This is a genomic window from Pseudarthrobacter sp. NPDC058119 (assembly GCF_042884655.1).
Classification (GTDB): Bacteria; Actinomycetota; Actinomycetes; order Actinomycetales; family Micrococcaceae; genus Arthrobacter.
Map to the genome: position 1 here is coordinate 105,902 of NZ_JBHVTN010000003.1, position 22,338 is coordinate 128,239.

General features: G+C 67.8%; 19 protein-coding genes. 11 read left to right on the forward strand and 8 right to left on the reverse strand.

Features of this window, described 5'->3' with window-relative positions:
• Positions 1 to 8: 8 nt before the first annotated feature.
• Positions 9 to 1,247 (reverse strand): ATP-binding protein, encoded by a 1,239-nt coding sequence (locus tag ACFVTD_RS08415; protein ID WP_387560847.1) that lies wholly within the window; start codon positions 1,245 to 1,247, stop codon positions 9 to 11.
• A 114-nt stretch (positions 1,248 to 1,361) separates the two neighbouring features.
• On the opposite strand from ACFVTD_RS08415, the gene ACFVTD_RS08420 reads away from it, so the two are divergent.
• The gene (locus ACFVTD_RS08420; protein WP_387560850.1) at positions 1,362 to 1,919 is read left to right on the forward strand and encodes a GNAT family N-acetyltransferase; all 558 of its coding nucleotides are present in this window, start codon (positions 1,362 to 1,364) and stop codon (positions 1,917 to 1,919) included.
• A complete protein-coding gene (locus ACFVTD_RS08425; RefSeq protein ID WP_387560853.1) occupies positions 1,916 to 2,215 on the forward strand; it encodes an antibiotic biosynthesis monooxygenase family protein in 300 nt (99 codons plus the stop codon). Before ACFVTD_RS08420 ends, ACFVTD_RS08425 begins: the two co-directional genes overlap by 4 nt.
• Positions 2,216 to 2,414: 199 nt before the next feature.
• Here the strand turns inward: ACFVTD_RS08425 and ACFVTD_RS08430 are convergent, their stop codons facing one another.
• The 5 genes from ACFVTD_RS08430 to ACFVTD_RS08450 all read right to left on the reverse strand — a co-directional run bounded on the left by ACFVTD_RS08430 (position 2,415) and on the right by ACFVTD_RS08450 (position 6,872).
• The gene (locus ACFVTD_RS08430) at positions 2,415 to 2,600 is read right to left on the reverse strand and encodes a hypothetical protein (protein ID WP_387560856.1); all 186 of its coding nucleotides are present in this window, start codon (positions 2,598 to 2,600) and stop codon (positions 2,415 to 2,417) included.
• Between the two features lie 108 nt (positions 2,601 to 2,708).
• Positions 2,709 to 3,101, reverse strand: coding sequence for a VOC family protein (locus ACFVTD_RS08435; RefSeq protein ID WP_387560859.1), 393 nt, complete (start codon positions 3,099 to 3,101; stop codon positions 2,709 to 2,711).
• A gap of 73 nt (positions 3,102 to 3,174) precedes the next feature.
• Positions 3,175 to 4,788: an AMP-binding protein gene (locus ACFVTD_RS08440; protein ID WP_387560862.1), complete on the reverse strand. Its 1,614-nt coding sequence runs from the start codon at positions 4,786 to 4,788 to the stop codon at positions 3,175 to 3,177.
• 117 nt (positions 4,789 to 4,905) lie between these two features.
• A complete protein-coding gene (locus tag ACFVTD_RS08445; protein ID WP_387560865.1) occupies positions 4,906 to 5,565 on the reverse strand; it encodes a response regulator in 660 nt (219 codons plus the stop codon).
• Positions 5,562 to 6,872 (reverse strand): sensor histidine kinase, encoded by a 1,311-nt coding sequence (locus ACFVTD_RS08450; protein WP_387560868.1) that lies wholly within the window; start codon positions 6,870 to 6,872, stop codon positions 5,562 to 5,564. Before ACFVTD_RS08450 ends, ACFVTD_RS08445 begins: the two co-directional genes overlap by 4 nt.
• 166 nt (positions 6,873 to 7,038) lie before the next feature.
• Between ACFVTD_RS08450 and ACFVTD_RS08455 the strand changes: the two genes are divergently transcribed.
• Positions 7,039 to 8,142 carry an ABC transporter permease gene (locus ACFVTD_RS08455; protein ID WP_387560871.1) on the forward strand — a complete coding sequence of 368 codons (1,104 nt, stop codon included), beginning with the start codon at positions 7,039 to 7,041 and terminating at the stop codon, positions 8,140 to 8,142.
• Positions 8,143 to 8,173: 31 nt separating this feature from the next.
• Positions 8,174 to 8,872: an ABC transporter ATP-binding protein gene (locus ACFVTD_RS08460; RefSeq protein WP_387560874.1), complete on the forward strand. Its 699-nt coding sequence runs from the start codon at positions 8,174 to 8,176 to the stop codon at positions 8,870 to 8,872.
• A gap of 80 nt (positions 8,873 to 8,952) precedes the next feature.
• Here the strand turns inward: ACFVTD_RS08460 and ACFVTD_RS08465 are convergent, their stop codons facing one another.
• On the reverse strand, positions 8,953 to 11,931 hold the full coding sequence (locus tag ACFVTD_RS08465) for an exo-alpha-sialidase (protein WP_387560877.1): 2,979 nt from the start codon (positions 11,929 to 11,931) through the stop codon (positions 8,953 to 8,955).
• A 132-nt stretch (positions 11,932 to 12,063) separates the two neighbouring features.
• Here ACFVTD_RS08465 and ACFVTD_RS08470 point away from each other — a divergent pair, with 132 nt between their 5' ends.
• Entirely contained in the window at positions 12,064 to 13,776 is a 1,713-nt protein-coding gene (locus tag ACFVTD_RS08470; protein WP_387560880.1) for an exo-alpha-sialidase, read from the forward strand.
• Here the strand turns inward: ACFVTD_RS08470 and ACFVTD_RS08475 are convergent.
• The gene (locus ACFVTD_RS08475; protein ID WP_387560883.1) at positions 13,733 to 14,635 is read right to left on the reverse strand and encodes a DUF4862 family protein; all 903 of its coding nucleotides are present in this window, start codon (positions 14,633 to 14,635) and stop codon (positions 13,733 to 13,735) included. The genes ACFVTD_RS08470 and ACFVTD_RS08475 overlap by 44 nt on opposite strands.
• A 156-nt stretch (positions 14,636 to 14,791) precedes the next feature.
• Between ACFVTD_RS08475 and ACFVTD_RS08480 the strand changes: the two genes are divergently transcribed.
• Genes ACFVTD_RS08480 through ACFVTD_RS08505 form a run of 6 tightly spaced genes read left to right on the forward strand, consistent with a single transcriptional unit; the run spans position 14,792 to position 22,338 of the window.
• The gene (locus ACFVTD_RS08480) at positions 14,792 to 16,432 is read left to right on the forward strand and encodes an ABC transporter substrate-binding protein (RefSeq protein ID WP_387560886.1); all 1,641 of its coding nucleotides are present in this window, start codon (positions 14,792 to 14,794) and stop codon (positions 16,430 to 16,432) included.
• Between the two features lie 22 nt (positions 16,433 to 16,454).
• Positions 16,455 to 17,411, forward strand: a complete 957-nt coding sequence (locus ACFVTD_RS08485; RefSeq protein WP_387560889.1) for an ABC transporter permease — start codon at positions 16,455 to 16,457, stop codon at positions 17,409 to 17,411.
• 3 nt (positions 17,412 to 17,414) lie between these two features.
• Positions 17,415 to 19,547 carry a dipeptide/oligopeptide/nickel ABC transporter permease/ATP-binding protein gene (locus ACFVTD_RS08490; protein WP_387560892.1) on the forward strand — a complete coding sequence of 711 codons (2,133 nt, stop codon included), beginning with the start codon at positions 17,415 to 17,417 and terminating at the stop codon, positions 19,545 to 19,547.
• On the forward strand, positions 19,544 to 20,350 hold the full coding sequence (locus tag ACFVTD_RS08495; protein WP_387560895.1) for an ATP-binding cassette domain-containing protein: 807 nt from the start codon (positions 19,544 to 19,546) through the stop codon (positions 20,348 to 20,350). Before ACFVTD_RS08490 ends, ACFVTD_RS08495 begins: the two co-directional genes overlap by 4 nt.
• Before the next feature lie 42 nt (positions 20,351 to 20,392).
• Positions 20,393 to 21,322 carry a dihydrodipicolinate synthase family protein gene (locus tag ACFVTD_RS08500; protein WP_387560898.1) on the forward strand — a complete coding sequence of 310 codons (930 nt, stop codon included), beginning with the start codon at positions 20,393 to 20,395 and terminating at the stop codon, positions 21,320 to 21,322.
• Positions 21,323 to 21,330: 8 nt separating this feature from the next.
• Entirely contained in the window at positions 21,331 to 22,338 is a 1,008-nt protein-coding gene (locus ACFVTD_RS08505; RefSeq protein ID WP_387560901.1) for an ROK family protein, read from the forward strand.

The window sequence follows — 22,338 nt, forward strand, 5'->3', positions numbered from 1 at the left end:
AAGAGCGCCTACTGATCGGTCGGGAAGCTGATGACCGCTGTGGTTCCGCCGCCTGGAGTCTCTTTCAGGCTCAGTTCCCCGCCATGAGCTTCGACAATGCGCCAGCAGATGGACAGCCCCAGGCCCGAGCCCTGCCCGTCGCCATCACGGTGCAGCCGGACCAGGGGTTCCAGCACGCGCTGCCGGTCCGTGGACGCAATTCCCTTGCCGTTGTCCGCGACCAGTACGGTGACCCCGTGGTAGTTGGAAATGCCGCTGATCCGCACCTTGAGTTCCCTCTCGGGACTCCGGTAGTTCACGGCATTGGCCACCAGGTTCTGCAGCAGGGTCCGGAGCTGGCCCGGATCCACCTGGAGCTTCAGTTCCTCGCTGTCCACGACGGCGTCAGTCCCGAAGGACAGGCCCAGGTCCCAGGCCACCTCGGCCGCCACGTCCTGGAGGGACACGTGCTGGCGCTGGAGGATTCCGCCAATCCGGGAGTAGCTCAGGACGTCCTCGAGCATGGCCAGCATCCGGTGGCCACTGGCGCTGATGATCTGCAGGTATTCGGCCGCCGGGTGCTCCCCGTCCACTTCGTCTTCCGCCATCTCCACGTAGCCCAGCATGGTGGTAAGCGGCCCGCGCAGGTCGTGGCTGACGCGCCCGGCGAACTCCGCCAGCTTGGCGTTGCTTTCGCGCACCTCGTCGAGGGCACTGTTCAGCTGAAGCGTGCGCCGCTGCAGTTCAAGCAGCTGCACCGCCTGGCGGGACAGGATTTCGAGCATGTCCAGCTGGCCGGCATCCGGGGACGCCGGTGAATCCGAGAAGACACACAGCGAGCCGAGTACGAACCCTGAGGACATTTCCAGGGGCACCGAGGCATAGAACCTGACAGCGGCGATTTCGCCCGTCACGAACGGGTTGGTCGCAAAACGCGGGTCCAGCGAGGCATCCTCGACAACAGTCATTTCCCCGGAGTGGAAGACTTTCGAGCACATGGAGTCCTCGCGGGAACAGACGCCGGCGTCAATCCCGATCGCAGCCACCTGGCGTTGCTCATCGGAGGTGAGGACATTGATGACCCCGAACGGAACACCACAAAGTTTGGCGGCCAGCTCCACCAGATTCTCCAGGGGCTCGGTGGACAGCTCCGCCGCGATGGACGAAACGCCCTTCCCGCTGGGGAAGGCGAAGCCGTACTCCTGCAGCAATTCATCCCTGCCCAGTGGATCGCCGGGCGCTGCGGCCGTTGAGTGAGTACCAGCCATTTCCGTCCCCTTCCAGACCGCAAAAGGGTCCCCGGGGAGATAGTACAGGGCAGCAGCGGCGTCCAGGGAATACGCTTCGCGGGCCTAACGGTGTAGGCCGCATAGGATCCTGATATGGCCCATCTCATCGTTCCGGACCCAACCCTCCAGTCCACCTGGCTGGAGGGAAGCGCGGAGTTCAAGGGTGCCCATCTCGATGGCGCAGGCGCCGAGGGCTGGTCTCTTGACGATCTTCGGGACCCGTCCGTCTTTGGCCGGTTCGTCGATGTCCTCATTAAGGACGCGCTGCCGGAAACGGTGCGCAAGCCGGGCTACGTGCCCTGCACCTACCTCTGGATTGCCGACGGCGGCACATTCCTTGGGTCGCTGGCCATCAGGCATGTATTGAACGGCTACCTCCTCAACGAAGGCGGTCATATCGGCTACAGCGTCAGGCCCTCCGCCAGGCGCCGCGGCCACGCGGCGAAGGCACTCGCCGACGCGCTGCCGGTGGCACGGGCACTGGGAATCCAGCGGGCCCTCCTGACCTGCGACATCGACAACGCAGGGTCCCGGGCGACCATCGAAAAGAACGGCGGCCAGTACGAGGACACGCGCAACGGCAAGCGGCGCTACTGGATCGACACCGACGGGCCGGCTGAAGCTGCGCCGTCTGCGGGGCTTTCAGGGTGATCACGGAACACGCGCTGCTTCCGGTTATTCCTGGCCAGGAAGAGGACTTCGAAGCCGCGTTCAGCCACGCCCGCCACATCATCGCTTCAATGCCGGGATTCATGTCGCTGTCCCTGTCACGGTCAGTCGAGTCCCCCAATACCTACCTGCTGCTCGTGGAGTGGGAGTCGCTGGAGGACCATACGGAGGGGTTCCGGGGCTCACCCGAGTACCAGCAGTGGCGTTCCCTGCTGCATCGCTTCTATGAGCCGTTCCCGGAGGTGGAGCACTTCACCCTCGTGGAGCCGGCGGAATAGATCTCCGTTGGCTTGGGGAAAGCCCCCGCGCGAGTCTCGCTCCAGCGCGGGGGCTCCTTGCTTCCCGCCGGGGAACTGGCGATGGAAACAGTTATAAATTACCGGCCGGTAGTTTGGGGAAATCACCGATCGCGGCGGCTTTGGCCAATCTTGATGGAACTTTGAGGCAAGACGCGAGCCCTCCAGTCTGCGGGGCCTGTCAGTCTGCAGGGCCTGCGGACGCGTCCGGGTCCTCCTCCGGCTCGAAGGTGTTGGGCTCGGCCCCGTCGGAGATCCCGACGCCGTCCTTCCCGCCAGGGATTCCGCCGTCGGCACTGCCCTTGCCGGCAGCCGGGCCCTCTTGCGGCTCATCCTCAGGCAGTGAATCAGGTGAATTGATGGACATCGCTCCTCCTCCATTGGCTGGGCCTCAACGCTAACAGCCCGCAGTGGAAAAGGCTCCGGAGCAGCCTGAACTTTTCAGGACCAGCAGGCCACCACCAGGCTGCATGACCTACCAGTCCAGCCCGGGCTCGTAGGTGCCGGCGCTCCACTCCCGTCCCAGGGGGTCGAGGACCCTGGCCCGGCGGGAGCCCCACTCTGTGTCTTCCGGCTCAATGACCGACGTCCCGCCGGCGGCAACAGCCTTTTGGTGGAACCCGTCCACATCATCCAGCAGCAGGTACAGGCCGGCGCCTGTGGAACGCCCTGCCAGCGGCGGACGTTCGTAAGCCGCATCATCGCTGGACACCATGACCACCGCGCCACCCATGCCTACCTCCGCGTGCACAACCCGGCCATCGGGGCCGTCCTGTCGACGAATGGTCCGGAAACCCACTTCCTCCAGCCAGGCAAGGGCCGCAGCGGCATCCGGATAGCTGATGTACGCAAACAGCCTGGTAGCCATGCCGGAATGGTAGTCCCAGGCAGCGCCGAAGGAAACCACAAGCGCGGTTTGCGGCACCGGTTATCCCGTACTCCTACTTGCCCGGTGCCGCTGCCCGTTGTTGCCGCAGGATGTAGCGCTGCAGCTTTCCCGACGGCGTCTTGGGCAGCTCTGCAACGAAGTGGACGCGGCGGGGATAGGCGTGGGCGGCGAACTGCGTCTTGACCATGGTTTGCAGCTCCGCCACCAGGGCGTCACTGGCGGCGATGCCGTCCGCCAGGACCACGTAGGCCTCCAGGACTTCGCCCCGCAGTTCGTCGGGTGCACCCACAACGGCAGTCTCAAGGACGGCGGGATGGGTGGCCAGGACGCTTTCCACGTCGAAGGGCCCGATCCTGTATCCGGCCATGATGATCACGTCGTCATCGCGGGAGGAAAAGAAGTAGTAGCCGTCCGCATCCACCATGCCCGCGTCACCGGTCAGGTACCACTTGCCATCGGCACTGAACCTTTCGGCGGTCTTCTCCGGCGCATCCTGGTACCCGGTGAACCACATCATGGGACTGTCCGCCACGTTGACGGCGACCCGCCCCAGCTCGCCGGGCGCAGCCGGTTCGTCGGCGTTGTCCTTGAGGACAGCGCAGCTCCACCCCGGCAGGGGCCGGCCCATGGAACCGGGCCTGAGCCCGGTCCTGACGTCGTCATGCCAGGCGTTGATGATCATCATCCCGTGTTCAGTCTGTCCGTAGTGGTCCCGCACCGGGACACCCAGCACTTCCCGGGCCCAGCTGATGACTTCCGGGGTGAGCGGTTCGCCGGCGGATGAGGCACGCCGAAGGTGGAAAGGCCCGGTTCCGGCGTCGGCCTTGGCGCGCATGGTCCGGTACACCGTGGGAGCAGCCGCGAAGTTGGTAACGCCAAATGCGTCCAGCACCCTGAAGCTGAGTTCCGGGGAGAACCCGGGGCGCAGCAGGATGTTCCGCAGTCCCGCGGCCATGGGGCCAAGGATCCCGTAGTACAGGCCGTAGGCCCAGCCGGGGTCCGCGGCGTTCCAGAAGACGTCCTCTTCACTGACGTCCAGGCCGAGTTCGATGTACTGGCGGAACGCGGCCAGCGCCCGGAGGGGCACCGGTACGCCTTTGGGCGCGCCCGTGGTTCCCGAGGTGAAGATCAGCACCAGGGCTCCGTCACCACCCACGGACTCTGAAGCGATTCCCGGCTGCTGCCCGGCCAGGAGCGGCGTGAGTGCCAGGTCCGGGTGGGATCCTTCCGGCCCGGCAACGATGACGGCGGCTGAGGTCTGCTGGATCTTAGTCCGCTGGTCCGGGTCGGTGATCACGGCTTTCGCCCCGGAGGCGGTCAGCCGCAATTCGATGGCCGGCCATGCGAAGGCTGTGAACAGCGGCACATGGACCGCTCCGCGCCGCCAGATAGCCAGGAGCATGACCACCAGGTCTGCCGACTTTCCCATCAAGGTGGCTACGGCGTCTCCGGGCCCGATGCCCAGCTCCGCCAGGGCTGCCGCTCCCCGTTCCGAGCGTTCCCGGAGCTCGCCATAGGTGATGTCCTCCGTGGAAAGATCGGCAGCAACCACCGTGAAGGCAACACCGCTTGGGTCGTGGCTGTCGCAGAGGAGCCCGGCCGCGCAGGCATCGGCCGCACCGTACGTGGCAAGCAGGGCATCAACGGCTGGAACCGGACGGGACATTCGTTCTCCTTCGAACAACGTGGCCTGGAAACAACGGCGCCTGTGAACACAGTGGAACAAACCTACTGCACGGGAGTGCCCGCCACGTGCCGGATTCCGCGATCCTGCGCCGACAGGTCAGCCCTTGGCGCCGGGCGGCCTGATGATCCGCCGCTGGGTGGCGGCGGCGATCGCGGCGGTGCGGTTGTCCACACCGAGCTTGCCGTAGATATGCACCAAGTGGGTTTTCACGGTGGCCTCCGAAATGAACACCTGCTTGGCGATGGCGCGGTTGGACAGGCCCGTGGCCAGCAGCTCCAGCAACTGCACTTCGCGCGGGGTCAGCGAGGTGCCCGGGTTGCTGATCCGGTCCATCAGCAACGCCGCGGCCCGGGGCGCCAGGACCGTGCCGCCGGCGGCCGCCTGCAGCACCGCCTGCCGCAGCTGCTCCGGCGGCGCGTCCTTCAACATGTAGCCGCTCGCGCCGGCTTCCACCGCGGCGAGGATGTCCGCGTCCGTGTCATACGTGGTGAGGATGAGTACCGGCGGCGGCGCGTCGAGTTTCCGGATTTCGGCGGTCGCGGTGACGCCGTCCATCCCCTCCCCCATCTGGAGGTCCATCAGGACAACATCGGGCGCCTCGTCCAGCGCCGTCAGCCGCGCCAGTTCCCGCAGCGCCGCCTTGCCGTCAGAAGCCTCGGCGGCAATGGCGATGCCCTCGAACCCGGCGAGCATGGCACGCAGCCCGGCGCGGACCACCGGATGGTCGTCCACCAGCAGGACGCGGACCTCGCTCACGGTTCCTCCACCGGGAGCCGGATGGCCACCACCGTGCCCTCGCCCGGCGCCGACTCCACCGCCAGGGTCCCGTTCAACGCGGCCACGCGTTCCCGCAGCGAGCGCAGCCCGAATCCGCTGCCGTCCGCTGCGCCCGCGGCACCTGCCGCAGCCTCCGCGTCGAAGCCTGCGCCGTCGTCGAACACGTCCATGGTCACCTCGGTGCCCAGGAAGGCAAGGCTCACGACGGCGATACTTGCCCGGGCATGTTCGCGGACGTTCGCAAGGCTCGCCTGCGCCGCGCGCAGCAGTGCCACGCGGGCCGGCTGGGGCAGGTCCTGCGGCTCGCCGTCCACCTCCAGCCGGCAGCGCAGCGACACCCCTGCAGCCGCGGCGTCGGTCTCGGTCCTGCCGCACAACCGGTCCAGGGCCTCCACGAGGGTGGTTCCTTCCAGCTGGGGCGAAGCCAGGCCGCGGACAAAGCTGCGGGCCTCGGCAAGGTTGTCCGCCGCGGTCTGCTGCACCAGTGCCAGCCGGCCCGATGCCGTGGCATTGTCACCGTCCGCGAGCGACTGCTCCGCTGCCCGCCCCAACAGCACGATGCTGGACAGGCCCTGCGCCAGGGTGTCGTGGATTTCCCGGGCCAACCGCTCCCGCTCGGCGAGCACCCCGGCCTCATGCTGGGACCGGGCCAGCTCCTCCCGCGTCCGCCGCAGCTCATCCGCTGCGCGCCGCTGGTTTTCGGCCTCCCGGTACAGGGCCGTGTAGGCGAGACCGGTGATCACGGAGAAAACCGCACCCAGGCCGGGCCCCACCACGGCCGCAGCATGGGGAACCGGAGCGCCACTGGCGGCCCACTGCGAACCGATCACCGCCGCCGTCATCAGCGCGATGGCCAGGAGCGCGGCACGCCGCGGCAATAAATGGAGGTGCAGGAAGAATATGGGGAAAGCGAGCCAGGCAAAGTCGGCGCTCCCGGCGAGCAGGAACGCCCATAAAGCTGTCACCAGGCCGAGCCACAGCACACCGTAGCGGCGGGGATCCATCCCGGTCCGTCCCTCGGCATGGCGCTTTTCCAGGACCGTGCCGGCCAGGTAGAGCGCAGCAAGGACGACGGCGGCGCCGGCCCACACCCAGCGCAGGGCCCCTCCTGCCATCAGCATCCGGACCAGGCCGACGGCCAGCAGCAGCGCGAACCCCGTATGCAGCGTGACCCGCAGGACCCGCAGGATTGCCGCCGACGACGCGTTTTCCAAGGCGTTCAATGGCCCTCGTTTGGGGATACCGCCGCGTGCTTCCGGTGTTTGCGGCAGGGGCATGGCAGGCATTTCACCAGCTTATGCCGGGAGCACGTGCCGGGAATCAACCAAAAGGTTGACTCCGGCATCAACCCTTCCATTCCGGCGGATCAACCATCCCCGCGATCCCCGTGCCGGCCCAGGCCGCGAGAGTGGAACTACAGAACAATCCACCCCTGCTGAAAGAAGAAACAACGTGTTCCTGGCAATCCGCGATATCCGCTTCGCCAAAGGCCGGTTCGCCATGATGGGCGGCGTCGTAGCCCTGATTACCCTCCTGCTGGTCATGCTGTCCGGCCTGACCGCCGGGCTCGCCGAGCAGTCCACGTCCGCCATCGGAAGGCTTGGGTCGTCCGCCGCAAATCCCGTGGACACCATCGCCTTCGGCGCACCCGGCTCCGGCTCCCCCAAGTCCTCCTATACGGAAAGCTCCGTGACCGCCGCGCAGGTGGACACCTGGAAGACCCAGCCCGGCGTCCGTTCTGCCGAGCCGCTGGGCATCACCCAGACAAGGGCGCAGGCCGCGGACGGGTCCGGCACCGCGAATGTAGCGGTGTTCGGCGTTTCGCCGGGCAGCCCGCTGGCGCCGGTGGACGTATCTGCCGGGACGGCCGCGGTAGGCACCTCGGTGGCGGAGGCACTGTCGGTGGGCCAGGGGGACAAGGTGGCCCTGGGCGGCGTGGAGCTGTCCGTCGCCGCCGTGGTGCCGGACCAGTGGTACGCGCACACCAGCGTCGTGTGGACGGCCCTGCCGGCATGGGCCAAGGCTGCGCACGTGTCCGACGCCGGCCAGCTGGCCACCGTCGTCGCCGTCACCTATGCGGACGGGGCCGCGGTGGATGAGGCAGCGGCCAACGGCGCGGCGCACACGGTCAGCGAGTCCCGGACCGGCTCCTTCCAGGCCCTGGGGTCCTTCAAGAGCGAGAACGGCTCCCTGACGCTGATGCAGGCTTTCCTCTACGGCATCTCGGCACTGGTGATCGTGGCCTTCCTGACCGTGTGGACCATCCAGCGCACCCGGGACATCGCCGTGCTGAAGGCCATGGGCGCACCCAGTTCCTACATCCTGCGGGATGCCATGACCCAGGCCGCCATCGTGCTGCTGGCCGGCGCCGGAACCGGCGGTGCCGTCGGTGCTGCCGCGGGCTTCTTCGCTGCCCAGGCCGCACCGTTCCAGCTGAGCCCGGGCACCACGGTGGTTCCCGTCGTCGGGATCGTTGCCCTGGGCCTGGCTGGCGCGGCGCTGGCCGTCAGGCGCGTCACCAAGGTCGATGCTCTCCTGGCGCTCGGCGGCAACTAAACCTCTTCCCTCCCTTTGAAAGGAACCCATCATGGCCACAACCGCTCCCCTGAACCTGCTCAACGTCACCCTCGAGTATCCCGACGGCGGCGGCACCACCACTGCCCTGGACCGGGTCAGCCTCACCGCCGAAGCCGGCCAGCTGGTGGCACTCGTGGGCCCCTCGGGGTCCGGAAAGTCGAGCCTGCTGGCCACCGCCGCCACCCTGGTCCGCCCCACGAGTGGCCAGGTCATCATCGACGGCACTGACACCGCGGGGCTTAAGGACAAGGAACTGACAGCCCTGCGGCGCGGGAAGGTGGGCATCATCTTCCAGCAGCCCAACCTGCTTCCGTCGCTCACCGCCGTCGAACAGCTCATCATCAGCGACCACCTGCGCGGAAAGTCCGCCAAGGCGGCCAAGGCCCGGGCCGGCGAGCTCCTGGACGTCGTAGGGCTCTCCGCGAGCGCGGGGAAACTGCCGCACCAACTCTCCGGCGGGCAGCGCCAGCGCGTGAACATCGCCAGGGCCCTCATGGGCAGTCCCAGGGTGCTGCTGGTGGATGAGCCGACGGCGGCGCTGGACCACGAACGGAGCGCGGCCATTGTGTGGCTGCTTCGGCAGGTGACCACCGAGTTCTCGGTGGCAACCGTGATGGTCACCCACGACACCGAGTTCGTGCCGCTGACCGATGTGGTGGCCACCATGCGGGACGGCCGGCTCACGGCGCCGGTGCTGGCAGGGGCCTGAGGCGGGCGGCGGCTCAACGCGAACGGCCACGGCGGGAGGACCCGCCGTGGCCGTTCATTTTTGCAGGGTCAGCGTGCCGGCTAACCTTTCGGAGTCACCTGCAGCCGGTCAAAGGACACCTGCTTGCCCTCCTGGTCCAGGACCACCACGTCGTCGCGGCCGTTCTGGACATCGGCGGGCAGGATGAACTCCACGGTGTTGTCCGTCGTGGGGAAGATCCAGCCGAGCCGGTAGCTGCGCTTGTTCAGGTAGACGTAGTACCACTGCCCGTAATCCAGGCCCTGGAGGACCACCTTCTGGCCGTTGCGGTACTTGTCCTGCGTCTTCAGGTCGAACGGGGGTGTCTGGCCATCGAAGTCCTGGACCGTCAGGACCGGCACGGATTCGGGCTGCGCGGGCTGCAGGGTGAGCTCGATGCCGCCGCCGGTGACCGTTGCGGTGACCGGCTTGGATCCGTTGGAGGCGGTGGCCTGGAAGCTGACCGGTTCCAGCTTTCCGGCGGCGATGTCCGCTGCGGTGAGTGTGTAGTCGCGGGTAGCCGTCACGCTGTTTCCCGCGGCGAGGACCTGTGCGCTAATGCCTGCGCCAGGAGCCGCTACCCCGGTGAGCGTGACGTTGCCGGCGTTTCCCAGCGTGTAGGTATAGGTGACGGTGTCGCCCGCGGAGGCGTACCGGTCGCCGTCGACGTCGGTCCATTCAGCGGCCACGGTGCCTTCGAGCCGGGCGTCGCGGACCTTGAGGTCCACCTCCCCGCCGTTCACGGCGTAGGTGCGGGTGGTCTGCCCGGCAGCGCTCACGTCCCAACTGGTCTCCGGGACAAAGAAGCCCTGGGCTGCTTCTCCCGCAGTGACGGTGTGCCGCGGCGTGGCGCAGGTGTAGCCCTGCCCCGCGGGCAGGACACTGTACCGGCAGTTACCGGGGCCGTCCGGAATGAACGGGCTGAAGTTGCCGGCGGTGGGCACCACTTTCTCCACCAGCGGGCTGGTGTTGGCGACGTCGAACTTATAGGGGAAGGCCTCCCCTGCCGTGTACGGCTGCGCGGCCAGGTCCCGGCCGGCGTCGTTGCGGCTGCCCGTGATGGTGGCGGCCACCAGGCCGTCGCGCAGTGCCACGGCGGAGCCGCTGAAGGCCACTGCCTTGGTGAGGGTCGGCGTCGCGCTGGCCGTGATGCTGAAGGTGGCCTGCGGCACGAAGTAGCCGCGGGAAACGTCCTCGGCCGTCACCGTGTGCTTGGCCGTGGTGCAGGTGTAGCTGGCGCCGGCAGCCAGGTTGTTGTACCGGCAGTTGGGGCTGCTGGGTGCCCCTGGGGCGGGTGGCAGGAAGCCGGCGTCGAACGTCCCGGAGACGGGCACGGAGTTGGCGGTGACGTTGGCTGTGCTCTTGATGGTGAAGGTGTAGTTGAGCACGTCGCCGGCCTGGTACGGGCTGGCCGCGACGTCGCGGTCCGGCGCGGAGCCGGTGATGGTGAGGCCCACCTGCGGTGCCACCGGCACGGTGGCGGTGAAGGCGACCTGCGAAACCCGGCCGTCCGCCGTCGTGAATGCGGCGTTGAGGTTCAGCGGACCGCTGGCGTTCGCCGGGGCGGTCAGGTCAACGTTCACGGTGGTGGAGGCGCCGGGTGCGACGTCGGGCACGGGCACCGTGGTCGCCGACCAGCCGCTGGGGGTGTAGACGGTGGCGGTGGCACCGGAAAGCGTAACCGCTTCCTGGTTGGTGACCGTGACAGCCACCTGCTTGGTGGCACCCGGTGCGGTGGTGACGGCGGGAACGGCCAGCGGCGCGCAGGCGTAGTTCAGCCACGCGTCGTCGAAGGCGGCAAAGGGCATGTTGTCCGTGTAGTTGCCCTCATACAGGACGCCGAACCGGCCGTCGTCCAACCGGGTCACCGTGGAGTAGGCGGAGAAACCGGAGCGGATGGTGCGCACTCCCGGCCAGGTGGCGCCGTCGTCGCAGGACACCCGGGCGGAGACGTTCTCGCGCCCGGTCTTCGAGTTGGCGTTGGTAAAGATCAGTTTCTTCGCGTCAGCGGAACCCTGCGGAGCGTTGGGGAACATCCGTGCGATGGCGCCGTTGTTGGCCGGGTCCGGCAGTTCGGTGTCCTGCGTGACCGGGCCGTAGGTGGCGCCGCCGTCGGTGGACACCGCCACTTTGCGGTAGCCCTGGTTGGCGTTGTCGCGGGAGTTGAGCAGCACCCGCCCGTCGGAAAGTTCCACGGTCTTGTTCTCGTCCATGCGGTCGCCCACGTTGGCGCCCTTGTGCCAGGTGGCCCCGTGGTCGTCGGAGTAGACGCTGTAGGCCTGGATCCTGTTGGTGCCGTCGGCCTGGCGGACGTCGCCGGCGTACTGCTGGATCAGCCGGCCCTTGTAGGGACCGTACTTGAGCTGGATGCCTTCGCCGGAGGACGCAAAGTTGGAGCGGACATCGCCCGCCACGGGGTTGGTCTTGCTGGTGCCCGGCTTGGTAACACTGGTGATGAGGCGGGGCTGGCTCCACGTGGCACCGCCGTCGGACGACTCGATCACTGCGGAGGAGATGACGTTCCTGTCCGCGTCGTCATTGCCGAACTGGCTGCCGCCGAAGCCTTGGTCCTTGGAGTAGACGAAGAACGCGAAGACCTTTCCGGCCTCGGCGTCGAAGATGTAGGACGGGTCGCTGTAGCCGTACTTTGGCCCGGATGCATCGCCCACGTGCCCGGCGGCGATCACCTGCACCGGCCCCCAGGTCCTGCCACCGTCTGTGCTGCGGCGCTGCACGATCGAGTTGGGGTTCGGCGCATCTGCCGAACTGCCCGGCCTGCCGTCCCAGGCAGCGAGGACCACGCCGTTGCCCAGGTAGGTCAGCGCAGGGATCCGATAGAAGAAGTTGGCGGCGGTCCGGTCCGCGGCCAGGTTGGTTTCCTGGAAGGTGCCGGGCGGAGCGGTCGGACTGGTGGACGGGATGGGTGCCGCCTGCCCCGGCAGCCCGCTTCCGGCGAGCAGGGCCAGGGCCAGTGCGCCCGTTCTGGCAGCCTTCCCCAGTGATCTTTTCCTGGTTCTTTTGGTGGTATTTCGCAAACCCATGCCCTTTCTGGACGCCGCGCTGCGGCTTGGATGGAGGTGACGACGCCGTCCCCGGAATCGAAATGTGATTCCTGCTACATACGACGTCCTACCACCATAGGCGGGGGCGAACAGGAAAGCTAGACTCAACATGTGACGTCCTACCTTTTACCTTCATGGCCCTCTGCCGTGCCCATCGTCGAACACGTTCTCGCCGTCCGGGGCCGCGGCGGCTACCGGCAATACCGGATCCCCGCACTGGCAGTGACGGTCCGCGGAACTGTCTTGGCGGCCTACGACGGCAGGCCGAACCTCGACGACCTGCCCAGCCCCATCGACCTGCTGGTCCGGCGCAGCACGGACAGCGGAGCCACGTGGGGCGGCCAGGAGTTGGTGCGCCGCGGCACCGGACTAGAGGGGTTCGGCGATCCCAGCCTGCTGGTGGACGCCGAAACCGGCCGGATCTTCCTGTTCCACGCCGCCGGTACGCGGGCCGGGTTCTTCGAATCGACCACGGGATCCGCGCCGGACGACGACGACGTCCAGCACTGTGACCTCAGCTGGTCCGACGATGATGGGGTGACCTGGCAGCACCGGCGCCTCACCGCCGACCTGAAGGGCAGCACCCCCGCCGGCCGGGACATCACCGGCATGTTCGCCGCCGCCGGGCAGGGGATCCAGGTTCACACCGGCCCGTTCCGCGGACGCCTGGTCCAGCAGTTCGTGCTGCTGTGCGGAGGGGCCATCATGGCCGCCTCGGCCTACAGCGATGACCACGGGGACAGCTGGCGGCTGGGCGAATTCATCGGCGCCGGGACCCATGGCGCCGACCCCAACGAAAACAAGGTGGCGGCCCTGGACGACGGCCGGCTGCTGCTGCACAGCCGGGCCACGCCGCACCGGCTGGCTGCCCGGTCCAGCGACGGCGGGCAGACCTGGAGCGCCCTCCTCCCGGTGGAGGACCTGCCGGACCCGAGCGACAACGGATCACTCGGCCGATTCGACGGGTTGCCGTACGTCACGGGCTGTGCCCGTCCGGCGACGGATCGGTGGCTCCTGGCCACCAACAACCAGGACCCCGCCCTCCGCCGGAACACGGTCCTCAGCCTCTCCACGGACAACGGCGGCACGTGGTACGCCGGGCTGGTCCTGTGCACCGGCAGTTCCGCCTACTCCACCGCCACGCGGCTGCCGGACGGGAACATCGGCGTCCTGTACGAGCGGCAGGGATACCGGGAGATCGTGTTCGCCTCGATACCGGCAGCGCAACTGACGGACCAGCTTGCCGCAATACCCCTTTCGGAACCCGCCCCGGATCACGCGCCGGATGCCGGCCTCACCTTCGACATGGAACTCCGGTCCGTCACGCCCGGCCTTCCGGAGGTATGGCAGAACGCCGGCGACTTCCACGTCATAGCGCACGACGGCAATGACTGGGGTTCGGCGTCGAAGGAGATCGGCCAAGGCTACTCCGCCGGGCAGGTCCAGGTCCTGGGTACGCGCGAGGCGCAGGACCTTAACTACGGCCCTATCACCCCCGGCTACAAGGCGGGAGACATCCTGGCCTTCACCGGCAGGGCAAGGAACGACGGCGGCCCAACAGTCGAGCGGGTCCGCTTGTCCGGCCCCGGGGCGGAGGCTTTTCCCGCCACCGACCTGCCGCCGGGCGCGGAAGCACTCTATTTCACCCCTTCCTACACCGTGACGGACGAGGATGCGGGGAAAGGGTTCCTGGAACTCACCTATGCGGTGGAGGGGCGGCGCGGCGGCTCGCCGGTGCAGCGCACGCGGATCTTCCGGTTCGACATGACTGACGGCGACGTCACCGTGGCTGATTCCCCTCCACCAGGGCGCACATCTGCCTGAGGCGATCCACCCGCTGGCTCACGGTAGGCCCCTGGGCCGGCAGTCCGATCTTGAAGCCGAGCAGGGGAACCGGACCGGCGGCGGCCAGGCACCGCCCGATCCCGGCACCGTTGAGCAGTGAGCTCCTCGGCGCACCGTCCACCTCCACGGGCGGAAGGTGGGCATCGATCCAGGGATAACCGAATTCCGTCTCCTCCGGGGAACAGCCGGAGAACATGACGCCCGCCAGGACTCCGGCGGCGCGGGCGTGCGCGATGTGTTCCGCTGCGGTGTCCGGGTTCCGGGTTTCGATGACGGACCGTGCCCAGTTGATGACCATTCCCACCTGGCTGCCCGCGCCGGTTTGGAGGGACAGGAGAACCTCCACCTCCTCGGAAAAGGTAAGGAACCCCTTCTCGGGCCTGCTGCCGGCCCGGGGTGCGTCACAGTGCTCCACCAGCAGCCTGGTGAGGCCCCACTCCCAGCCGAGGATTTCCTCGAGCGACTCCCGGAACCGCGGCGCGGAGGCCCCGGGATAGGGGGCCGAGTGCAGTTCGACGGCCTCCACCGCATGCCCTTCATCCTCAAGGCGCAGCACGAACTCCCGGACGCCTGCGGTGAACTCCAGCGCCTCCCGCCGGCCCGCAGCGTCCGGTGAGGCAAGGCCAAAAGTGGGCAATTTCGCCAGGCGTTGCATGGTGCCGGGGATTGTTGTCACCACCGCGGACCAATCCCGCGGCGCGCCGGCCGGCCAGCTTCCGCCATGCGGACCGTAGGGAAGTTCCAGCCCCCTCACGGAAGCGAGGCCGCCAAGGCCGCGGTAGAACTGCTCCTGCAGTTCACCCGGCTGGGCTGCGTAGGCGCCGGCGATCAATGACATTGGGAACTCCTTCGACGGGACGTGCGCGGAAGCGGCCGCGGATGTTGCAGGTGCCGCTATTTACTCCACTTGACGCTCGCTGTGATGGGACTTACAGTTTTCTCTACGAGCTAGGACATCCTACATCCGATAAACATCTCCTGAACGGTGAGGCACATGAACAACATCAAGAACCTGCCGCTGGTCAATGACGCCAGCCGCCGGAACTTCCTGAAGCTCGGCGGGGCCATGGGCCTGGCCGCAGCCTTCGCCAGCTCCCTCTCAGCCTGCGGCGGTCCGGCGGCCACCACCACGGGCGCCACGGAGAACACGTCGCCCATCAACAAGGACCTCACCATCGAGGCCGGCATCTCCTACGCGCTGTCCACCGGGTTCGATCCCATCTCCTCCTCCGGCGCCACCCCCATGGCCGCCAACCTGCACGTCTTCGAGGGCCTCGTGGAGTTGCACCCTGCCACGCGGGAGCCCTACAACGCGCTGGCCGCCGCCGATCCCAAGTTGGTCAACGACACCACCTACCAGGTGACCATCCGGGATGGAGCCGTTTTCCATGACGGAACGCCCGTCACGGCGGAGGACGTGGTTTTTTCCTTCACCCGCGTGATGGATCCGGCCAACAAGTCGCTCTTCTCGCAGTTCATCCCGTTCATCAAGGAGGTCAAGGCGCTCGACGCCAAGACCGTTGAGTTCTCCCTCAAGTACGCGTTCCCCGGTTTCGGCCCGCGCATCTCCGTGGTGAAGGTTGTCCCCAAGGCCCTCACCAACTTCCCGTTCGGTTCGGACCAGCTGAAGTCCTTCGACGCCAAGCCCGTGGGCACCGGCCCGTACAAGCTGATCTCCGCCGTCAAGGACGACAAGATCATCTTCGAAGCCAACCAGGCGTACAACGGCCCCATGCCCGCCCTGGCCAAGGGCATGACCTGGCTGCTGCTCTCCGACGCTGCAGCGCGTGTCACCGCCATGCAGTCAGGCCGCGTCCAGGCCATCGAGGACGTCCCCTACCTGGACATGCAGGGCCTCAAGTCCGCAGCGACCGTTGAAGCGGTCCAGTCCTTCGGGCTGCTGTTCCTGATGTTCAACTGCAACGCCGCCCCCTTCAACAACAAGAAGGTCCGGCAGGCCCTGCACTTTGGCCTGGACAAGGACTCGATCATCAAGAAGGCCCTGTTCGGCAACGCCAAGCCGGCCAGCTCCTACTTCCAGGAAGGCCACCCGGACTACGTCAAGGCCAAGAACGTCTACACCTACGATCCCAACAAGGCGGCGGACCTCCTCAAGGAAGCAGGCGTCACCAGCCTCGAGTTCGAACTGCTCACCACCGACACCGCCTGGGTCAAGGACGTGGCGCCGCTGATGCTCGAGTCCTGGAACAAGATCCCGGGCGTCAAGGTCACCTTGAAGAACCTGCAGTCCGGCGCCCTGTACACGGACCGCGTGGCCAAGGGCGACTACAAGGTTGTTGCCGCCCCGGGTGATCCGTCAGTCTTCGGCAACGACGCGGACCTGCTGCTGAGCTGGTTCTACGCCGGGGACACCTGGATGAAGAACCGCGCTTTCTGGGGCGACACCCCGGAGCGCGCCCAGCTGGTGGACCTGATGTCCAAGGCCGGCCAGGCATCCAAGGACGACGCCAAGAAGCTGACCGGCGAGATCGTGGACCTGGTGTCCGAAGAGGTTCCGCTGTACCCGCTGTTCCACCGCCAGCTTCCCAGCGCCTGGGACGCCAAGAAACTGAGCGGCTTCAAGCCCCTCCCCACCACCGGAGTTTCCTTCGTTGGTGTGGGCCGCACCGCCTAATACCTACCCACCGGAGACTACATTGAGCACCATATTGCGACTGCTGGGCCGACGGCTCGCAGCCCTGCCGCTGATGGTCCTGGGCATCACCCTGCTGGTGTTCCTGGTCCTGCAGGCAGCCCCCGGAGACCAGGCCAGCAGCGTCCTGGGCGAGGGCGCCAGCGAGGAAGCCAAGGAACAGTACCGGCAGGCAAACGGCCTGAACGATCCGCTGCTGCTGCAGTATGTGCGGTTCCTGGGCAAGCTCCTGCAGTTTGACCTGGGCGTCACCACGCCCCCGGCCAAGTCCGTGGCAAGCATGATCGGCTCGGCGTTCCCCCTTACGCTGCAGCTGACCTTCCTGGGCGTCATTATCGCCATCGTGGTCTCCCTGGTGTTCGGCATCATCGGCGCCCTGTACCGGGACAAGTGGCAGGACCAGCTGGTCCGAGTGTTCTCCATCGCCGCGGTGGCAACGCCGTCGTTCTGGCTGGGCATCCTGCTGATCCAGTGGTTCGCCCTGGGCCCGGCAGCGATGTTCCCGTCCGGCGGCATTGCCACCCCGGAGTCCGGCTTCGGCGGCTGGCTCAACTCGATGGCGCTGCCCGCACTGGCCCTCGGCATCCCGGTGTCAGCCTCGCTCATCCGGGTGGTCCGCACCTCCATGGTGGAGGAGCTGGACCGGGATTACGTCCGCACCGCGATCGGCAACGGCGTGCCCTACCGCGAAGTGGTCTCCAAGAACGTGCTCCGCAACGCACTCGTCACTCCGGTGACCGTGCTGGGACTGCGGATCGGCTACCTGCTGGGCGGCGCCGTCGTGATTGAAATGATCTTCGCGCTGCCCGGCATGGGCCAGCTGATCCTCAACGGCATCACCAACCTGGACGTGAACCTGGTGCAGGGCGTGGTGCTCACCATCTCCGTCACCTTCGTCCTGGTGAACATCGCCGTGGACCTGCTCTACCTGCTCATCAACCCCCGAATCAGGACCGTGTGACCCATGCGCAGCAAACTCGCTGAACGTCTGAGCGCCCCCGGCCTCCGCTTCAAGGCCTTGCCCTGGGGCTCCCGGCTGGCCCTCGCCTTCCTGGTGGTGATCGCCGCCGCCGCCGTGTTCGCCCCGGTCCTGGCACCGCACGATCCGCTGGAAACCTTCATGCCGGCCACGCCCCCGGGCGCCGAGCACTTCTTCGGCACCGACCGGCTGGGCCGGGACATCTTCTCCCGCCTCCTGTACGGCTCGCAGTCCTCCCTGATGATCGGCCTCGGCGCGGTGGGCCTGGCAGTGCTGGTGGGTGCCCTCCTGGGTTCGCTGGCCGCTACGTCCAGCAAGGCCGTGAACGAACTGCTCATGCGGATCATGGACATCCTGATGGCCTTCCCCGGCATCGCCCTGGCCGCGGTGCTGCTGGCGGCGTTCGGCAACTCGGTGCCCACCATCATCGTGGCCATCGCCATCATCTACACCCCGCAGCTGGCCCGGGTGGTCCGCGCCAACGTCCTGGCCCAATACGGCGAGGACTATGTCCGCGCCGAGCGGGTCATCGGCGCCGGCCGGTTCTACATCCTGGTCAAGCACATCGTGCGCAACACCGCAGCCCCCGTGCTGGTGTTCGCCACGGTGATGGTGGCGGACGCCATCATCCTGGAAGCGTCACTGTCCTTCCTGGGCGCCGGCGTCCAGGACCCCGCGCCGTCGTGGGGCAACGTGATCTCCTACGGCCGCAACCTCGTTTTGTCCGGCGGCTGGTGGGCCACCACCTTCGCCGGCCTCACCATCCTCCTCACCGTCCTGGCGCTGAACATCCTCGCTGAGGGACTCACCGACGCCATGGTCAACCCCCGGCTGCGGCGCGCGCCGGCGGTGAAGGACGACGACGGTGCTGCCGCTTCGGTGGCCGGCGCCGCCGTCACCGGCTCCGCGGTGGACACGGAAGTGGCCACCTCGGTTGCCCAGCCGTCGGTCGTGGAACAGCACGAGCTCGACGGCGTCCTGCCGGCTTCGGGAACAACCCCCACCGAAGGCCGGCAGGACACCTCAGCGGTCCTCACTGAGGTCAGGGCCGGCACCGGCAACCCGCACGCCCTGCTGGACCGCGAGCTGGAACTGCTCGCCGCCGTCGAGGCCACCCGCACGGACCGCCTCCCGCAGGTTCCTGCGGATGCCCGGACGGTGCTGGAGGTCAAGAACCTCTCCATCCGCTTCCCCGGCCGTTTCGGTGAGACGGCCATCGTGGACAACGTGTCCTTCACCGTCCGCGAAGGCGAAACCATGGGCCTGGTGGGCGAGTCCGGCTGTGGCAAGTCCATCACCTCGCTGGCCGTCATGGGCCTGCTGCCCAAGACCGCCCGGATCACCGGTTCCATCCTGTTCGACGGTAAGGAGCTCCTGGACCCGGGCACCAGCCACAGCAACGCCAATGCCTACCAGGGGCTGCGCGGCGAACAGATCGCCATGGTTTACCAGGACGCGCTCAGCTCGCTGAACCCGTCCATGAAGATCAAGGAGCAGATGCTGCAGCTCACCCGGCGCGGCGGCCGCAAGACCCCTGCCCAGCTGCTGGAAATGGTGAAGCTGGATCCGGTGCGCACCCTGGCCAGCTACCCGCACGAGCTCTCCGGCGGCCAGCGGCAGCGCGTCCTGATCGCCATGGCCCTGTCCCGCTCGCCCAAGATCGTGGTGGCGGACGAACCAACCACGGCCCTGGACGTCACCGTGCAGAAGCAGGTGGTGGACCTGCTCAACGAGCTGCGCGAGGAGCTGGGCTTCGCCATGGTGTTCGTCAGCCACGACCTCGCCCTGGTGGCCTCGCTGGCGCACCGCATTACGGTCATGTACGCCGGCCAGGTAGTGGAATCCGCCCAGGCCTCAGAACTGCTGCAGAACCCGAAGCACGAATACACCCGCGGGCTCCTGGGCGCCGTGCTTTCCATCGAGGCCGACGCCGCACGCCTGCACCAGATCCCCGGCACGGTCCCCTCCCCCAGTGACTTCGCTCCCGGGGACCGCTTCGCACCGCGGTCCCTGCGCAGCGACGCCGACCCCAACCAGCGGCTGGTCCTCACCGCCCTGGCTTCGGCCCACGGCGGGGACCACTACTGGGCCAGCCACCTTAAGGAGGACGCCAAGTGAGCGTTTCCACCGGACAGCCGGTCATCGAGCTCAAGGACGTCAAGGTCCACCACCGGGCACGCACCGGCGGCCTCTTCCGGCCAAACATCGTCAAGGCCGTCAACGGTGTGGACTTCAGCATCAGCCGCGGCGAAACCGTGGGCATCGTGGGCGAATCCGGCTGCGGCAAGTCCACCCTCGCCTCCGTGCTGGTGGGCCTGCAGGCGCCCACGTCCGGGCAGGTGCTGTTCCACGGCAAGCCCGCCATCAAACGCAGCGCCGCCATGCGCAAGGAGTTCGGCCGGTCCGTCTCCGTGGTGTTCCAGGACCCCGCCACCGCACTGAACCCGCGCATGACCATCCATGACATCCTCACCGACCCGCTCCAGGTGCACGGCATCGGCAACGCCGCCAGCCGCGCCGCCAAGGTCCGGGAACTGCTCGCGCTGGTAGGCCTGCCCGCCTCCGCGGCGGAAGTGACGCCGTCGCAGGTGTCCGGCGGCCAGCGGCAGCGCGTGGCCATCGCCCGGGCGCTGGCCCTGGATCCGGACATCATCGTGGCAGACGAGCCGACGTCGGCCCTGGACGTCTCCGTCCGCGCGCAGGTCCTGAACCTGCTCTCCGACCTGAAGGCCCGCCTGAACCTGGGCATGGTGTTCATCTCGCACGACATCCAGACCGTCCGCTACGTCTCCGACCGCATCTGCGTCATGTACTTCGGCCAGATCGTCGAGGAGGGCCCGGCCGCGCAGGTGTTCGACAACCCCAGCAACGACTACACCAAGAAGCTCCTCGGCGCGGCCCCCAGCCTGCTGCACACCTAGGCCACCCATCCCATTCATCAACCCAGTTATCGGAGTATTCCTTTGTCTTCCCAGTTCTCCGGCGTCATCCCGCCGGTCGTCACTCCCCGCCACGCAGACGGCAGCATTGACACCGCCTCCCTGCACAACCTCACCAACCACCTGCTCGACGGCGGCGTGTCCGGGCTGTTCGTCCTGGGCTCCTCCGCCGAGGTGCCCTACATGACCACGGTCGAGCGCGACTTGGTGGTCGGCACCATCGCCGAAGCCAACGCCGCCGCCGGCGACAAGGCAGTTCCGCTCATCGTCGGCGCCAACGAGCAGACCACCAACCGGGTCATTGACGAGGCCAAGCGCGTGATCGACCTCGGGGCCGACGCGGTCGTGGTCACCTCGATGTACTACGCCATCGGCAACGCGGCGGAAACCGAGACGCACTTCCGCAGCATCCATGCCGCGGTCGGCAAGCCGGTCTTCGCCTACGACGTCCCCGTCCGCACCCACTTCAAGCTCCCCACGGACCTGCTGGTCCTGCTGGGCCGCGAGGGCGTCATCGCCGGCGTGAAGGATTCCTCCGGTGACGATGTCTCCTTCCGGCAGCTCCTGCTCGCCGCCAGGGACATCGACAACTTCGACATCTTCACCGGCCACGAGGTGGTGGTGGACGGCGCCCTGCTGGGCGGCGCCCAGGGCGTGGTCCCGGGCCTGGGCAACGTGGACCCGCGCGGCTACCGCAACCTGGTGGACGCTGCAGAAGCCGGTGACTGGGCCAAGGCCGCGGCAGAGCAGGACCGCCTGGCCGACCTGTTCGAGATCGTCTACACCCCCAACGGCCGCGTCTCCGGCGGAGCTGCCGGCCTCGGCGCGTTCAAGACCGCGCTGCAGATCATGGGCGTCATCGAGTCCAACACGATGAGCGCGCCGATGCCGGCGTTGAACGAGGACGAAACCACGGCCATCAAGGTCATCCTCGAACGCAACGGGCTGGTCTAAGCATCCCCATGATGTACGCCGTTGGTGTTGACCTGGGCGGCACCAAGACTGCCGCCGGGATTGTTTCCGGCGACGGGGAGGTGCTGTTTTCAGACACCATCCCCACGCTGAACCGCAGCGGCGGCGAGGCCATCCTCGACGCCACGGCACATCTCGTTGCCGGACTGGTCCGCCGGGCGTCCGACGCCGGGATCACCGTCGAGTGCCTGGGCGTCGGGTCCGCCGGGGTCATCGATGCCGCGCGCGGCGTGGTGGTTTCGGCCACGGACGCCATCACCGGCTGGGCCGGGACGGCACTCACCGCAGGCCTGGCCGCACGGCTGGGCCTGCCGGCGTCGTCCGTCCGGGCGGTGAACGACGTCCACGCCCACGCGCTTGGTGAGGCGTGGACCGGCGCCGCCGCGGGAACCGGAAGCTCGCTGCTGGTGGCATTCGGCACCGGCGTGGGCGGCAGCTTCGTGCTCGGCGGCGCCCCTGTGCTGGGGCACCGCCACGCCGGCGGGCATGTGGGGCACTTTGCGTCCCCTTATGCGTACGACGGCGGCACCCCCCTCCCGTGCGTTTGCGGCGGTGCCGGGCATGTGGAGGCCATCGCGTCCGGCCCGGCCATCCTGGAATCGTACGTCCGCCGGGGCGGGCAGGCTTCCGCGCCGGACACCCGGGCGGTGTTCGGCCTGGCGGCGGCCGGGGACACCACCGCCGCCGAAGCCATCGCCGTTGCTGCCGCAGCTGCCGGCCAGGCGGTGGGCGGCCTGGCGAACATCCTGGACCCCGAGGTGGTGCTGGTGTCCGGCGGCCTGGCCGATGCCGGAACCCGCTGGTGGACTCTGATGGAAGCGGCGCTCCGCTCCGAACTCCTCCCTGCCCTGCGCGGCATCCCCGTCCGGCATGCTGCCCTGGGGAACGCCGCCGCGATGGTGGGCGCCGCCCGCCTTGTCCTTAATTCCGCCACAGCCAGCCAGGCCGCTTCCAGCGCGTCCGGTTGCGGTACCGCCCAGACATCCCAGAGGATCTGA

Excerpts from the sequence above, each read along its gene's own strand:
- ACFVTD_RS08415 (WP_387560847.1), bottom strand. The coding sequence starts at position 1,247 with ATGGCTGGTACTCACTCAACGGCCGCAGCGCCCGGCGATCCACTGGGC.
- ACFVTD_RS08420 (WP_387560850.1), top strand. The coding sequence starts at position 1,362 with ATGGCCCATCTCATCGTTCCGGACCCAACCCTCCAGTCCACCTGGCTG.
- ACFVTD_RS08430 (WP_387560856.1), bottom strand. The coding sequence starts at position 2,600 with ATGTCCATCAATTCACCTGATTCACTGCCTGAGGATGAGCCGCAAGAG.
- ACFVTD_RS08435 (WP_387560859.1), bottom strand. The coding sequence starts at position 3,101 with ATGGCTACCAGGCTGTTTGCGTACATCAGCTATCCGGATGCCGCTGCG.
- ACFVTD_RS08440 (WP_387560862.1), bottom strand. The coding sequence starts at position 4,788 with ATGTCCCGTCCGGTTCCAGCCGTTGATGCCCTGCTTGCCACGTACGGT.
- ACFVTD_RS08450 (WP_387560868.1), bottom strand. The coding sequence starts at position 6,872 with ATGCCTGCCATGCCCCTGCCGCAAACACCGGAAGCACGCGGCGGTATC.
- ACFVTD_RS08460 (WP_387560874.1), top strand. The coding sequence starts at position 8,174 with ATGGCCACAACCGCTCCCCTGAACCTGCTCAACGTCACCCTCGAGTAT.
- ACFVTD_RS08465 (WP_387560877.1), bottom strand. The coding sequence starts at position 11,931 with ATGGGTTTGCGAAATACCACCAAAAGAACCAGGAAAAGATCACTGGGG.
- ACFVTD_RS08475 (WP_387560883.1), bottom strand. The coding sequence starts at position 14,635 with ATGTCATTGATCGCCGGCGCCTACGCAGCCCAGCCGGGTGAACTGCAG.
- ACFVTD_RS08480 (WP_387560886.1), top strand. The coding sequence starts at position 14,792 with ATGAACAACATCAAGAACCTGCCGCTGGTCAATGACGCCAGCCGCCGG.
- ACFVTD_RS08490 (WP_387560892.1), top strand. The coding sequence starts at position 17,415 with ATGCGCAGCAAACTCGCTGAACGTCTGAGCGCCCCCGGCCTCCGCTTC.
- ACFVTD_RS08505 (WP_387560901.1), top strand. The coding sequence starts at position 21,331 with ATGATGTACGCCGTTGGTGTTGACCTGGGCGGCACCAAGACTGCCGCC.